Genomic DNA, 13,074 nt, shown 5'->3' with positions numbered 1-13,074 from the left:
AGGTTGTAATTGTTTTTATATTAAGCAGTAAAAAGTATCATTAATTTGGTGGAGGTGTGTCGAGCTGGCGAAAACCGTTTGTTATATTTGATTTAAAATGAAGGTTTATTTTTCGCTTTATTTCATAAAGTTGTTGGCACCAAGCAGAATCAAGAAAAGGATACAAGGCTAAATCAATTGTGTGGTTGCTTTTTTTGGTGTGATTTTCGGTATCATTGTCGTCGTGTTCTTCAATGGCATTCTCATAGCCTAACAATTTTTCAACGACAATCTCAATAATACTTTCTTGATCATTGAATGCTAGGTTTTCGGGAATGTTTGGTGGGTATGGATCGGCTGAATCAACACTGAGGTTCAATAATAAAACTCCCATTAGCCCCCATAGCATAGTAATTAATGAGCTGTTTCTAATTTGAGTGATCATTGTGTTAAACGAATCAATTTATATATTTATACCTAATTTTCAAATTAGCAAATTGGATGCAATTTTATATAACTTTTTTGGTTTTACAAAATGTTCATATTGCATTTTTGCTTAATATTATGATATGTGTATAGTTTATAAAAAACAACAATCTAAGATGCTTGTGTAAAGAACCGATAAAATTGGTATTTTTTTGTACTTTTGCCGAAATTTTATAAATAAAGAACATTCATGTTAACAGTTAATAATTTATCGGTTCAGTTTGGAAAACGAATTTTGTTTGATGAAGTAAACACCACTTTTACACACGGTAATATTTATGGAGTGATTGGTGCCAATGGTGCTGGAAAATCTACTTTTTTGAAAATTATTGCAGGGGATATGGATCCTACTTCGGGTCACGTACACTTGGAACCAGGCAAAAGGATGTCAGTTTTAAATCAAAACCACAATATGTTTGACGAACACACAGTATTGGAAACAGTATTGATGGGGAACAAGGTTTTGTATGCTGTTAAGAAAGAAATGGATGAGTTGTACTTGGATTACAACGACAAAAATGCCGATAGAATAGGGGAGCTTCAGGTGCAATTTGAGGAAATGAACGGATGGAATGCCGACTCAGATGCAGCTGCGATGTTGTCTAATCTTGGAATCAATGAAGAGAATCATTATACCATGATGGCTGATTTGGAGGGAAAAATTAAGGTACGTGTGCTTTTGGCGCAGGCTTTGTTTGGAAATCCAGACTTATTAATTATGGATGAGCCTACCAATGACTTGGATTTTGAAACCATTGCTTGGTTAGAGAATTTCTTGGCTAATTATGAAAATACAGTAATTGTAGTATCGCATGACCGTCACTTTTTGGATGCGGTTTGTACCCATATCTCAGATATTGATTTTGGAAAAATCAACCATTATTCAGGAAACTATACGTTTTGGTATGAGTCTAGCCAATTAGCGGCAAAACAACGTGCACAACAAAACAAAAAGGCAGAGGAAAAGAAACAAGAATTGGAAGAGTTTATTCGTCGTTTTAGCGCGAATGTGGCGAAGTCCAAACAAGCGACTTCTCGTAAAAAAATGATTTCGAAATTGAATATTTCTGAAATCAAACCTTCTAGTCGTCGTTACCCAGCGATTATTTTTGACCAAGACCGTGAAGCGGGAGATCAGATTTTGAACGTTCAAGGATTGAAAGCTTCTGTAGATGGTGATTTGCTTTTTGAAGGGGTAGATTTGAATATGGCAAAAGGCGATAAAATTGTATTGTTTTCGAAAGACTCGAGAGCAACAACTGCTTTTTATCAAATTCTTAATAACAATATGAAGGCTGATGCTGGAACATTTGATTGGGGTGTAACCACAAATCAAGCCTATTTACCAGTTGAAAATCACGATTTTTTTGAAAATGATTTGACTTTAGTAGATTGGTTGCGTCAGTGGGCAAAAACGGAGGAAGAACGTGATGAAGTTTTTATTAGAGGTTTCTTAGGGAAAATGATTTTCTCTGGAGAAGAAGCTTTAAAAACCAGTCGTGTATTATCAGGAGGAGAAAAAGTACGTTGTATGTTGTCAAGAATGATGATGGAACGTGCTAACATCTTGATGCTGGACGAACCTACCAATCACTTAGACTTGGAATCGATTACAGCTTTCAACAATTCTTTGAAGAATTTCAAAGGGTCGGTTATTTTTACTACGCATGACCACGAGTTTGCGCAAACTGTAGGTAACAGAATCGTAGAATTAACTCCTAAAGGGGTTATTGATCGTTACATGACTTTTGATGAGTATTTGGATGACGAAAAAATACAAGAATTAAGAGTGAAAATGTATTCTTAATTTTTAATAAAAATAAAATTTTAAAGACTCCTGAGTGTATTCAGGAGTTTTTTTATGTTTTGATTGACCACTATTTTCTTCCCATGATTTTGGTGATTAGATATGTTCCAAATACTATAATTGCCACAACAATAAAGATTCCAAAACCCATTCCTGCTTTGAAAATTCCGCCTACTAGTTCACAACTAGTAAAAAGAGAAATAATTATAAAAAGAGAGGCTATTTTGACAGTTAAATTCTTCATAATTAATTGTTTTTTTAGAGTTTCAATTTTTGATAAAATTAGGTAATGAAAAATTTACTATTGTTACAGAATTAATATCAAAAGTTATGACATTAACAGATTTCAAATGTTAATGATTATTTCTGTGAAAGAATTATAAATGGAAGAATAGTTTAATCTTTAATTCCTAAACCATAATTTGTATATTTGCTGTACAAACACTACAATTACTATGACTCAAAAAGTATTGCTCACTTCTAAGGAAGTCAATATCATTCTGCATCGTTTGGCTTGTCAACTCATTGAGAATCATTTGGATTTTTCGAATACTATATTAGTCGGAATTCAGCCTAGAGGAACTTATCTAGCAGAGCGCTTAAAAGCTTTACTAGAAAAAGAATATCAAACGCCTGAGATTAAGTTGGGATATCTGGATATTACCTTCTTTAGAGATGATTTTCGTAGAACTGAAAAACCATTGGAAGCTAATAAAACCAACATCAATTTTATTGTCGAAAACAAGAAAGTCATTTTTATTGATGATGTTTTGTTTTCAGGTCGTAGTATTCGTGCCGCTTTGACGGCAATTCAGTCTTTTGGTCGTCCATCGGAAATTGAATTATTGGTATTGATAGACAGACGTTTTAGTCGTCATTTGCCTATTCAGCCTGATTATAGAGGGCGTCAAGTAGATGCGATTAATGATGAGAGAGTAAAAGTAAACTGGGAAGAGAATGAAGGTGAGGATTCTGTCTGTTTAATTACAAATTAACAATTGGTACATTCCATAAAAAGCTCATAATTTAAGAATATAAAAATGAAAGAATTAAGCGTAAATCATTTATTAGGTATCAAATACATCAATAAGAATGATATTGATCTAATTTTTGAAACAGCGGATCATTTTAAAGAAGTTATCAATCGTCCTATTAAGAAGGTACCTTCCTTGCGTGATATTACGATTGCCAATATATTTTTTGAAAACAGTACCAGAACAAAACTTTCTTTTGAACTGGCACAAAAACGTTTGTCTGCCGATGTAATTAGTTTTTCGGCGGCACAATCTTCGGTTAAAAAGGGAGAAACTTTGATTGATACGGTGAACAATATACTTTCGATGAAAGTGGATATGGTGGTGATGCGCCACGCTAATCCTGGAGCAGCTTACTTTTTATCCAAAAATGTCAAAGCGAGTATTGTCAATGCAGGTGATGGAGCTCATGAACATCCTACGCAAGCTTTGCTAGACAGTTATTCGATAAGAGAAAAACTGGGAGATGTAGCGGGTAAAAAAGTGGTAATCGTTGGTGATATTTTGCATTCTAGAGTAGCCTTATCTAATATCTATGCCTTGCAGATGCAGGGAGCAGAGGTAAAGGTTTGTGGACCAAAAACGTTGATTCCAAAGCACATTGAATCACTAGGAGTGAAGGTAGAACCTAATTTGCGTAAAGCCCTAGAATGGTGTGATGTGGCCAATATGTTGCGCGTTCAAAACGAAAGAATGGATGTGAATTTCTTTCCTTCTACAAGAGAATATGCTCAGCAATACGGAGTAGATAAAGCCTTGCTTGATTCCTTAGATAAGGAAATTGTCATTATGCATCCTGGACCAATTAACAGGGGAGTGGAGATTACATCGGATGTGGCAGATTCACAACAATCAGTTATTTTAAATCAGGTGGAAAATGGTGTAGCTATCAGAATGGCAGTTATTTACCTTTTAGCATCGAAAATTAAATAATCCTTAGTAAATTAGCAACACTTAATTTTTAAAAAAAGAATTGATGAAAGTAGATGAAAAAGGAAATGTCATGACTTTAAAAGATACGCAGGGTGATTTAACTGCATTTTTGATGAAAGTTACTCATCAATATAAAACCTATGAAAATCACAACATCATTATCGATCTTTTAGCTTATAAAAACATCAGTATTGATGATGTTAAATCATTTTTACCGTTATCTGAACAACATAAAAAAGCTAAAAAATCTTTTGTCATTGTGGTTGGTGATTTTGATTACAATGCAATTCCAACAAAATTGACTGTAGTACCTACTTTATTAGAAGCTAATGACATTATTGATATGGAAGAAATTGAAAGAGATTTAGGGTTTTAAATCGTTTAATGTTAATTCATTTAAAAGTTTAATCGCTCGATTTTCTCAAATAACCAGTTATATCAATACACTTTGAAATTAAGTATTTTAGGTTGTTACGCAGCCACACCTCGCACTATTACCAATCCTACTGCACAGGTTTTGGAAATTAAAAACCGACTTTTTTTAATTGATTGTGGAGAAGGGACACAGGTACAATTGCGTAAAAATAAAATCAAATTTTCAAAAATTAATCATGTCTTTATTTCTCATTTGCATGGCGATCATTTTTTTGGACTGATAGGTTTAATTTCTACTTTTGGCTTGCTCGGACGTACTACAGATTTACATATTTATGGTCCAAAAGGGATTAAAGAAATTTCACTTTTACAATTAAAATTATCAAATTCTTGGACGAATTACAATTTGTTATTTCATGAATTAAATTCTAAAAAATCAGAAGTTGTTTTTGAAGATGATAAAGTAGTTGTGCAAACAATTCCGCTTAAACATCGTGTGTATACCAATGGTTTTTTGTTCCAAGAAAAATTAGAAAAACGAAAATTAAATATTCAAGCAGTAGAGAAATATCAAATCGAGACTTGTTTTTATCAAAATATAAAAAACGGAAAAGATATTCAGTTGGATAACGGTCAGTGGATTGAAAACGCCGAATTAACTTTTGATCCAGATCCGCCCATGAGCTATGCTTTTTGTTCGGATACTGTTTATAATGAAGCTGTTATACCTGTGATTAAAGGTGTGGATGTTTTGTATCATGAATCCACTTTTTTAGAGTCCGAAAAAGAATTGGCCAATAAAACGATGCATTCTACAGCGATTGAAGCGGCAACAATAGCTTTGAAAGCTAACGCAAAAAAACTAATTTTAGGTCATTATTCTACTCGATACGAAAGTATTGAATTATTTCGAACAGAAGCCCAAACTATTTTTGAAAATGTCTTACTGGCGGATGATGGGAAAAGTTTTGAATTTTGATAGGATGAATCAAATGCTACAATATAAATTACCAATACAATGAGTGACTTAAGTAATTATAGAAAATCTTACGAAAAAAGTGCCCTTCTAGAATCGACTATTCCAGAGGATCCAATCAATCTTTTTAAGAGATGGTTTCATGAAGTCGAAGATTTTGGAGGTACCGATGGTTCAGGAGCGGAAGTTAATGCTATGACAGTATCTACCTTTGGTTTGGACGGGTTTCCAAAAGCAAGAGTGGTTTTGTTGAAGAAATTTTCAGAAGAAGGATTTGTTTTTTACACCAATTACAATTCCGAAAAAGGAAAAGCAATTCTGGAAAACCCAAAAGTATGTTTATCTTTTTTTTGGCATTCCATGGAGCGACAAGTTATCATAAAAGGAATTGCAACTAAAGTTCCTGAAAATATCTCAGACAATTATTTTGATTCCAGACCTGACGGAAGTAAGTTAGGTGCAGTAGTTTCTAATCAAAGCGAAGTGATTCCTAATAGAGATTATTTGGAAAAAGCTTTGAAAAAATTAGAATTACAATATGAAAATGCAAGTATTCCACGTCCAAAACACTGGGGAGGTTTCCTCGTGAATCCTATTGAAGTGGAATTTTGGCAAGGACGCGCCAATCGTTTGCATGATAGAATTCGATATCACATACAGGACGATTATTCTTGGAAAATAGATCGTCTAGCGCCCTAAAATCAAAAAAGTTATTGTTTCAAAACAAGGAAAGCCAATTTTCAATTCGAAAATTGGCTTTCCTTGTTATATTTTATATTAGAAGTATGGTTTTATATAAAATTAAGATAGATGGATTTGTGTATTTTGTAAGAATTAAGTATTGTTTTGATATATTTTATGTATTTCGTCGATTTTTTTGTGTTTTTTATCGATGTTTTGTGTACTTTCGAATTAAGAAAATAAACAAAAGATTATTATAAACATATTAAAGTTTTTTGCCCCACAATCTACTTTAAACTTAAACTACTACATTATGAAAGCAAATTTACTTCGTCTAGTATTACTTACAACAGTTATCTTCACAATGAATTCTTGCTCTTCTGACGCTTCTGAAGCAACTGCTGAAAATTCGGCTAACTATACTGCAAAAGTTGTGGATTACAATTACAATGAATTGGAACTAGTTACAATGAATTTAATCAATGAGTATAGAGTTAGTGTAGGGTTAAATCCTTTAGAAAAAATCAATCATATTTCATTTAAGTCAGAAGAACATGATGATTATATGATAACTAATAAAGTAGTTAATCATAATAATTTTGTAGCACGTTCAGAAAATATCATTGCAGTATTGGGTGCTAAAAAAGTAGGTGAGAATGTAGCATACAATTTTAAAACTGCTGAATCTGTAGTTGCGGCTTGGTTAAATAGTCCAGCTCACAAAGAAAATATTGTTGGAAATTATACTCATTTTGGAATAGCGATAAAAACAGATCCAGAAACTGGAAAAAAATATTATACTAATATATTTGCAAAAATATAATTTAATCTATACGGTGTTAAATCTGATGGTTCATCTATAGAAATTGATTTTTGTAACTATAATAAAATAAGTTAAGTACTTACTTTCTTAACACCAGTCCCATTTTCGAATCATTAAAACCGTTGTTCTTTTTAAAAATACATTATTATCCAAAAGCTGTCAACTTAAAAAGATATCAATAAGAATGTTATTTTGTAATTGGTATATCAGTTGACAAATAACAATGCTTTTTTTAGTTAATCATTGTTTTTGTAGGGTTCTAATGTTGTTACTGTATTTGCAAGCCAAATTCTTTTTAATATAGCTTCAAAATCTTATTAGAGATTCAAAAATCTACAAATCAAAATTACCTCTTTGTTTTGAAGTAGTTGTGTAAATTAGAAACATCTCGTTTGATTTGAGTCGTTTACATAAATAATTGACTTACTGAAGTAGGCTTGGAAATGTATAAAATTCTTGAACTCAGTATATCTTTTAGAGTGAAGGTTTTATTTTTTATACTCGATAATTACCTTGAGTATAAACATATCCGCTTTATATCCTTACTTTATTGTTGTTTTAAATACATTTTGCTTAACTTTTTTGTTGAGATAAACGATTGATTTATGATTAGAACCATAATCCGAAATAAGATTTTTCCCAAAATCAATGACAGTTAATAAGTATCTGGATTTTGCTTTTATTTATTAATTTTATGAAAAAAAATCATGCGCAGCGTTTTATTTTACTTGGCATTCATTTTTGTATCTATACTGATGGTCTCTTGTCATTCCAGCTTGTCTATTAGTGTCAAAAGTTTGAATCCTTTGCCACAAGAAAACGACACTACCTTTGTGAATCTGAAAGACTATAGTGCTGATTTTGTTTATAATATGAAATATGCGTCAGAGGATAATTTCTTGAAAGCTAAAGTGTATGATTGTGCCGAATGTTATTTGCGATTAAAAACCGTAAAAGCCTTGGTGTTAGTCAATAAAGAATTCATGAAACAAGGTTATCGCATTCAGTTATTTGATTGCTATCGTCCCTTGGACATTCAAAAGAAAATGTGGGCTATTGTTCCCAATCCAGAATATGTGGCTAATCCTGCCAAAGGCTCGATACATAATAGAGGAGGAGCGGTAGATATTACTCTAGTTGATAAAAACGGAAAAGAACTGGATATGGGAACTCCATTTGATTTTTTTGGAGTAGAAGCAAGCCATAATTATCAAAAGGTTTCTGATGAAGTAAAGAAAAATAGATTATTATTAAAAACGATTATGACTGCAAAGTACTTCAATTCCTTTGATTCAGAATGGTGGCATTACAATCTAAAGTTGGCATTGACGGATAAGGTATCTAATGAAAAATGGGATTGTGAAGTAGATTAGTATTTTTTTAAGCAAATGAATTGAATAAAGATTATTAGGGCGTGCCCCGCTGAAAAACGCGGGTCAGGCTATTCGTTACAATCTTTTTTGGGGCAGAAAAAGCCCCAAAAAAGGATTTTCACTACTATCCTTCACGCAAACAGCACTCTAAATTAGCGAAAAATAATCAATTCATCTCCATCTCCGCCCAAATCGGAATATGATCCGAAATAGAACGAGCATCCTGCAAAGAATTGAATTTTTTGTAAAATAACAAGACCCCCGAGTTTTTTACCACCACCTTATTCGAATTGTAAAAAAGGTTATCATACTCAGACGCTAAACAATCTTCCAATTGGCACTCTCGTTTCAAAGACGTTTTTTGGTTAGATAGAACAGGAGTGTACCCCATTTTTCGCAACGGATTGAAAACGGTATGTGACTGCGGACAATTCCAATCTCCTGTAAAAATCAAGTTAAGAGTAGGGTATTCATCAGGTAAAAATTTAAAGTATTTTATTTCAGTTTCCGGTTGTTTACTTTTGGTAACAGCATGAAAATTTACCACTGTAAATTGCTTATTATTATATTCAAAAGTGCAAAAGTACGGTTCACGGTCAATCTCTAAATGGTATTTTTTTTCGAGCCATGCCTTTCCTATTTTCTTTATTTTATGTGTTTTCCACAAAAAAGCATAACGTTCCGTTTTATAAGCGCTACTACTTGTAGGTTCGCTAATAATATAGTCCCATTTGGCACCTTTCCGATTTAATTCGTTAGCAAGTTTTGCCACTGCTTGTGCACCGCCATATCCCGCTACAACCTCTTGAATAGCTATAATATCAAAATCTTTTACAGTATATGCTATAAAGGCAATTTCATTTTCCGATTTAGATTTCCCAAGGTTTTCAATGTTCCAAGAAAGGAGTTTGGTTTGGGCGGAAAAGGTTAAGGTGAATAAAAAAAGGACAAGGACTTTTGTGAATGAATTAAATTGCAATAGATTAGAATTTATGTTAGAAGTTAAGTTTTACTAGAAAGTGAAATTTTTAAAGATAAAACAAAAAACTTCGTATAGATATAATAACGATACGAAGTTTTTAGATTATTCTGTAAACTCAACTATATTTGCTGGTGCAGTTAATGGACTTTTGAAAAAAAGGAATAAATCCATTGAAATGTTTATCAAAAGTTATGTTTGCAATAATTTTTGAACCACTTAAATTTTCGTTTTTCTTCATTTCGTTTTTTGCTTTTTGTACTAATGCACGATTTGAAAATCTACCCTTACCTCATTAAAAAATATCTCCTTACGGGAAACCGTAAAAAAAAGATTGGATAATTAATTTAGGGGAGGTGGAGGAGCTATCGAACTCCCTTCAGCTTTGGCAGAGTTGATTTTACCTTTTCGATCATTTTCTTGAAGCAAAATGATAGTTAGCGTGCATAATATTAGTGCGATTAGAGTTATAAATTTCTTCATGATACCTTTTTTATATTTTTTTTTGTTTTACTAACGACTGCTGATTTTTCCATGTTATATGGAGTGTTTCATTCGTTTTTGCAAAATTACTTTCATAAAAAAGGATATCCTTACGGTAAACCGTAGCCAACTATATCAATTAATTATTTAAACAAATAAAGCTTCCGAATAGAAGCTTATAGATGTTATGAAAAAAATGAATAATTGTTAAATGATCCCTAAATCTTTGGCAATGGCGACAAGGTGTGTCGTATTGTTGGCTTTGAAATAGATTTTTAGTTTGTTGATGTGTTTTTCAATCGAACTTTTACTATTAGGAGTGATTCCTTCTTGTTTAAAGATGGTTTCCATACTATCTTGACTGATACCAACAGACAGTTTTTGAATTAACAGAATATCATATTGATTGATTTCACTTGTTGTTTTATCTTGCATGAGGTAAAACAGTTCTGGTGAAATGTTGTCTGATTCATTTTGATAGGCTTTTTGGATCGCTATTTTTAAATCATAAATAGTATTGCGTCCCTTTAGAACATAACCGTCTATATCTAGATCCTCAAAAAGAGACTTAATTTTGTGTGGTCGATCTTCAATTGAAAATGCAATGATTTTAATATCAGGATATAGCTCTTTGACAGCTTTAATCAATTCTTGACCCGAGTTTATTTTGTTGATTTGATGGTCAGCTTTAAATGATAAATCGGAGATGAGTAACTGAAACGGATTGTTGTCTTGGGATGCTCTTTTTATTTTGAGTAAAGCTTCATCACAATATTTGGCATATTGTACGTCAGCTACTGCAAGTTCCTTTAAGATTTGTGCAGCTCCAACGTCATTAAAATCAATGTCATCTGCAATTAATACTTTTGTAAACATAAAAAACACTATTTATTTAGGAATGGTAATCTTTGCTTTAAAGCCTTTTTGGGTTTGTGTGTCAAAAGTAAGAAGTCCGTTGATTGTATGAATACGGTTTTCCGCATTTCGTAAACCATTTTTCAAAATTAATTGTTGTGAACACCCAATTCCGTTGTCTGAATAATCGATGATTACTTTGTTTTCTACCGTGTCAAAGCCAATGATAACAAAATTTGCTTGACTGTATTTTTTCATATTGACCATTAGTTCTTGCAACACACGTTGAATTGCAATTTTTTTATCGGCTGTAATTTTGGACCAATCAATAGGATTTTGATTTTTTATAATAACGGCTATTTCAGTCGATTTATAGCTGGTTAGCATTTGTTTCAAATTAGCTTCGAAACTTTCTCCAGTGTCAATCGTATTGTTTTCTTTACTGATATTTCGTGTTCGTTTGTATATTTTATCCAAATTATCGAGCAGCATTTCTTTTTTTGTTGGATTGAGCAAATCCTGAGTTTCTGCAAATGTCATAGCAAAAAACACATCATTAGCCAGTTCGTCGTGCAGTTGTTTGGCTATACGTGTTTCTGTTAAATAACTAGCCTGTAAACGTGCTTGATTGTTTTTGTTTTTAAAATAATGAACCAAAAAAGCGATTGTCAAAAGCAATAGAATTACTCCAAAAGTAAAAATATAATTTTGGTTTTTCTTGGTTTGGAGCTCTAGAGCTATTCCAGCCCTTTCTTCTTTATATTTGATGTTTTCTAATGTGGCTTTGGTAGCGTCGTATTTGATTTTAGCAAATTGATTTTTGGCGTTGTTTCTAACCTTTAAGATGCTATCATTTAATTTTAGAAAAGATTGTAAATAGGAATTATTCCTTCTTTCAAAAGTGTTGAGCATCAAGTATGAAAGTGCTTGTAATTGTTCGTCAACACTATTGGTGATTGAAGCTTTTTGGTAAGCTAATTTAGCATGATTTCTTGATTTTTGAGCATCACTATTTTGGTAATAATTAGCAAGATGTAGGTGACTTGCAATTGCACCATAGTTGTCATTGGACCTAATTCTTAAAGTTAAAGCATCAATCATTAATGCGAGTCCTTTTTTCTGCATTCCGTTTTTTGTATAAGCAAACCCAAGATTATCCATGAGAATCGCTTTTTTGTTTGGGAGACTATCGAGAAGATTTGATTGTACTATAGGATCTAATAAAGCTATGGCTTCAGGATATTTCTTTTGATCGATATAAACTTTTGCCATATTATTTAGAGGTGTAACTCTTAAAATAGGTTTTTTGACTGTTTTTAAAATATAATTGTAATTAACAATTGCATCGTCATAGTTTTCTAATTCCTTGGCTGCAATTCCCAGTAAATTATGAATGGCATAACGGTAATCTGTATTTTTTTTGGTGAATTCTAAAGCTTCTGTTAATGTTTCCTCGCTGTTGATGTAATCGCCGTAAGTTTGTTGGATTCTTGCCAGTCTGATTAGGGTGTAGGCTATAAAAGCACTGTCTTTTTCTTTTTCAAACAGCTCTTTGGATTTGTCGTAGTTGAAAAAGGCACTATCAAATTTATTTTTAACGTAGTAAGAATCCGCTTTTACTGATAATTGGGTTGCAAGACGGTGGTTTAGATTTTTTGATTGTGTAACTGTATTGTCTTCGGACCGCTTTTGACAGCAGACCAATGAAATGAATAGTAGTAAAATGAAAATCGGGGAATGCTGCATGAATTGTAACTTTCCCCGAAAGTAATAATTATTTTAGAGTAAGAAAACTAGGGTTGTCTTTTTTTTGGTGGTGTAATTATAATTTCGTCATCTCCTGGATCATTATTTTGTAATGTCAGGTTGCTTATTTTTTGATCTTCTATCACATATTTGTCTACGTCTTTAGGAGTAGGCAAAAGTTGTAAAGTTTTCTTGTTTTCAGTAATAGATGATGCACTTACTAAGGCAGTCATTGCAAATGCAGTAACGAAAAAGATTTTTTTCATGATTTTTAATTTTTAATTTTGGACATAGGTTTGGCTGTTCGATATTGAAGTTCGAATGTGTTTTTGTTACCAAACCATTTTGGATACTCGTTTTGTCGGGAAGTGAAGTGAGTTAATGCAGGACGATTTACAATACTTCCCGAATTGTATTTCAGTTCTGCTTAGCCACACTTTTTATGATGTAGTTTTTTATATTTGTTCTTGTCGTGAAATAGAACAACTACTAATTCTGAGGCAAAGGAAAGTTAGTTTTGAAGTAATAATCCTCAGGAATTCCT

Annotated in this window: 14 protein-coding genes and 1 pseudogene; 8 read left to right on the top strand and 7 right to left on the bottom strand. The window is 32.4% G+C overall.

Annotated features, from left to right (window positions below):
* Positions 1-40: 40 nt before the first annotated feature.
* Positions 41-424 carry a hypothetical protein gene (locus ACNH59_RS13820; protein ID WP_418263108.1) on the bottom strand — a complete coding sequence of 128 codons (384 nt, stop codon included), beginning with the start codon at positions 422-424 and terminating at the stop codon, positions 41-43.
* A gap of 231 nt (positions 425-655) precedes the next feature.
* Here ACNH59_RS13820 and ACNH59_RS13815 point away from each other — a divergent pair, with 231 nt between their 5' ends.
* Positions 656-2,272 carry an ABC-F family ATP-binding cassette domain-containing protein gene (locus ACNH59_RS13815; RefSeq protein ID WP_418263107.1) on the top strand — a complete coding sequence of 539 codons (1,617 nt, stop codon included), beginning with the start codon at positions 656-658 and terminating at the stop codon, positions 2,270-2,272.
* A 70-nt stretch (positions 2,273-2,342) separates the two neighbouring features.
* Here the strand turns inward: ACNH59_RS13815 and ACNH59_RS13810 are convergent, their stop codons facing one another.
* Complete coding sequence (locus tag ACNH59_RS13810) at positions 2,343-2,516, bottom strand: hypothetical protein (RefSeq protein ID WP_418263106.1); 174 nt, start codon at positions 2,514-2,516, stop codon at positions 2,343-2,345.
* A gap of 211 nt (positions 2,517-2,727) precedes the next feature.
* On the opposite strand from ACNH59_RS13810, the gene pyrR reads away from it, so the two are divergent.
* The 7 genes from pyrR (at position 2,728) to ACNH59_RS13775 (ending at position 8,467) form a co-directional block, all read left to right on the top strand.
* Entirely contained in the window at positions 2,728-3,267 is a 540-nt protein-coding gene (pyrR, locus tag ACNH59_RS13805; RefSeq protein ID WP_418263105.1) for a bifunctional pyr operon transcriptional regulator/uracil phosphoribosyltransferase PyrR, read from the top strand.
* Positions 3,268-3,312: 45 nt separating this feature from the next.
* Positions 3,313-4,239: an aspartate carbamoyltransferase catalytic subunit gene (locus tag ACNH59_RS13800; RefSeq protein ID WP_418263104.1), complete on the top strand. Its 927-nt coding sequence runs from the start codon at positions 3,313-3,315 to the stop codon at positions 4,237-4,239.
* A gap of 43 nt (positions 4,240-4,282) precedes the next feature.
* Positions 4,283-4,615 (top strand): ribonuclease Z, encoded by a 333-nt coding sequence (locus ACNH59_RS13795; RefSeq protein WP_418263103.1) that lies wholly within the window; start codon positions 4,283-4,285, stop codon positions 4,613-4,615.
* Between the two features lie 72 nt (positions 4,616-4,687).
* Positions 4,688-5,593: a ribonuclease Z gene (locus ACNH59_RS13790; RefSeq protein WP_418263102.1), complete on the top strand. Its 906-nt coding sequence runs from the start codon at positions 4,688-4,690 to the stop codon at positions 5,591-5,593.
* A gap of 39 nt (positions 5,594-5,632) precedes the next feature.
* On the top strand, positions 5,633-6,289 hold the full coding sequence (gene pdxH, locus ACNH59_RS13785; RefSeq protein ID WP_418263101.1) for a pyridoxamine 5'-phosphate oxidase: 657 nt from the start codon (positions 5,633-5,635) through the stop codon (positions 6,287-6,289).
* A gap of 295 nt (positions 6,290-6,584) precedes the next feature.
* Positions 6,585-7,094 carry a CAP domain-containing protein gene (locus ACNH59_RS13780; RefSeq protein ID WP_418263100.1) on the top strand — a complete coding sequence of 170 codons (510 nt, stop codon included), beginning with the start codon at positions 6,585-6,587 and terminating at the stop codon, positions 7,092-7,094.
* A 755-nt stretch (positions 7,095-7,849) separates the two neighbouring features.
* On the top strand, positions 7,850-8,467 hold the full coding sequence (locus ACNH59_RS13775) for a M15 family metallopeptidase (protein ID WP_418264902.1): 618 nt from the start codon (positions 7,850-7,852) through the stop codon (positions 8,465-8,467).
* A gap of 166 nt (positions 8,468-8,633) precedes the next feature.
* On the opposite strand, the gene ACNH59_RS13770 is transcribed toward ACNH59_RS13775, so the two are convergent.
* The 5 genes and pseudogenes from ACNH59_RS13770 to ACNH59_RS13750 all read right to left on the bottom strand — a co-directional run bounded on the left by ACNH59_RS13770 (position 8,634) and on the right by ACNH59_RS13750 (position 12,796).
* Positions 8,634-9,446 (bottom strand): endonuclease/exonuclease/phosphatase family protein, encoded by an 813-nt coding sequence (locus ACNH59_RS13770; RefSeq protein ID WP_418263099.1) that lies wholly within the window; start codon positions 9,444-9,446, stop codon positions 8,634-8,636.
* A 118-nt stretch (positions 9,447-9,564) separates the two neighbouring features.
* Positions 9,565-9,711, bottom strand: a pseudogene (locus ACNH59_RS13765) (DUF6567 family protein); the annotation flags it as partial.
* Between the two features lie 425 nt (positions 9,712-10,136).
* Entirely contained in the window at positions 10,137-10,805 is a 669-nt protein-coding gene (locus ACNH59_RS13760) for a response regulator transcription factor (protein ID WP_418263098.1), read from the bottom strand.
* A 12-nt stretch (positions 10,806-10,817) separates the two neighbouring features.
* A complete protein-coding gene (locus ACNH59_RS13755; protein WP_418263097.1) occupies positions 10,818-12,530 on the bottom strand; it encodes a tetratricopeptide repeat-containing sensor histidine kinase in 1,713 nt (570 codons plus the stop codon).
* Positions 12,531-12,577: 47 nt separating this feature from the next.
* Complete coding sequence (locus ACNH59_RS13750) at positions 12,578-12,796, bottom strand: hypothetical protein (RefSeq protein ID WP_418263096.1); 219 nt, start codon at positions 12,794-12,796, stop codon at positions 12,578-12,580.
* Positions 12,797-13,074 lie beyond the last annotated feature (278 nt).

The organism is Flavobacterium faecale, assembly GCF_048320115.1.
Lineage (GTDB): Bacteria > Bacteroidota > Bacteroidia > Flavobacteriales > Flavobacteriaceae > Flavobacterium > Flavobacterium faecale_A.
This window is presented reverse-complemented; position numbering and strand designations above follow the sequence as displayed.

Coding starts and splice junctions, on each gene's coding strand:
- ACNH59_RS13755 (WP_418263097.1), bottom strand. CDS start 12,530: ATGCAGCATTCCCCGATTTTCATTTTACTACTATTCATTTCATTGGTC.
- ACNH59_RS13800 (WP_418263104.1), top strand. CDS start 3,313: ATGAAAGAATTAAGCGTAAATCATTTATTAGGTATCAAATACATCAAT.
- ACNH59_RS13820 (WP_418263108.1), bottom strand. CDS start 424: ATGATCACTCAAATTAGAAACAGCTCATTAATTACTATGCTATGGGGG.
- pyrR (WP_418263105.1), top strand. CDS start 2,728: ATGACTCAAAAAGTATTGCTCACTTCTAAGGAAGTCAATATCATTCTG.
- pdxH (WP_418263101.1), top strand. CDS start 5,633: ATGAGTGACTTAAGTAATTATAGAAAATCTTACGAAAAAAGTGCCCTT.
- ACNH59_RS13780 (WP_418263100.1), top strand. CDS start 6,585: ATGAAAGCAAATTTACTTCGTCTAGTATTACTTACAACAGTTATCTTC.
- ACNH59_RS13775 (WP_418264902.1), top strand. CDS start 7,850: ATGGTCTCTTGTCATTCCAGCTTGTCTATTAGTGTCAAAAGTTTGAAT.
- ACNH59_RS13760 (WP_418263098.1), bottom strand. CDS start 10,805: ATGTTTACAAAAGTATTAATTGCAGATGACATTGATTTTAATGACGTT.
- ACNH59_RS13795 (WP_418263103.1), top strand. CDS start 4,283: ATGAAAGTAGATGAAAAAGGAAATGTCATGACTTTAAAAGATACGCAG.
- ACNH59_RS13750 (WP_418263096.1), bottom strand. CDS start 12,796: ATGAAAAAAATCTTTTTCGTTACTGCATTTGCAATGACTGCCTTAGTA.
- ACNH59_RS13810 (WP_418263106.1), bottom strand. CDS start 2,516: ATGAAGAATTTAACTGTCAAAATAGCCTCTCTTTTTATAATTATTTCT.
- ACNH59_RS13815 (WP_418263107.1), top strand. CDS start 656: ATGTTAACAGTTAATAATTTATCGGTTCAGTTTGGAAAACGAATTTTG.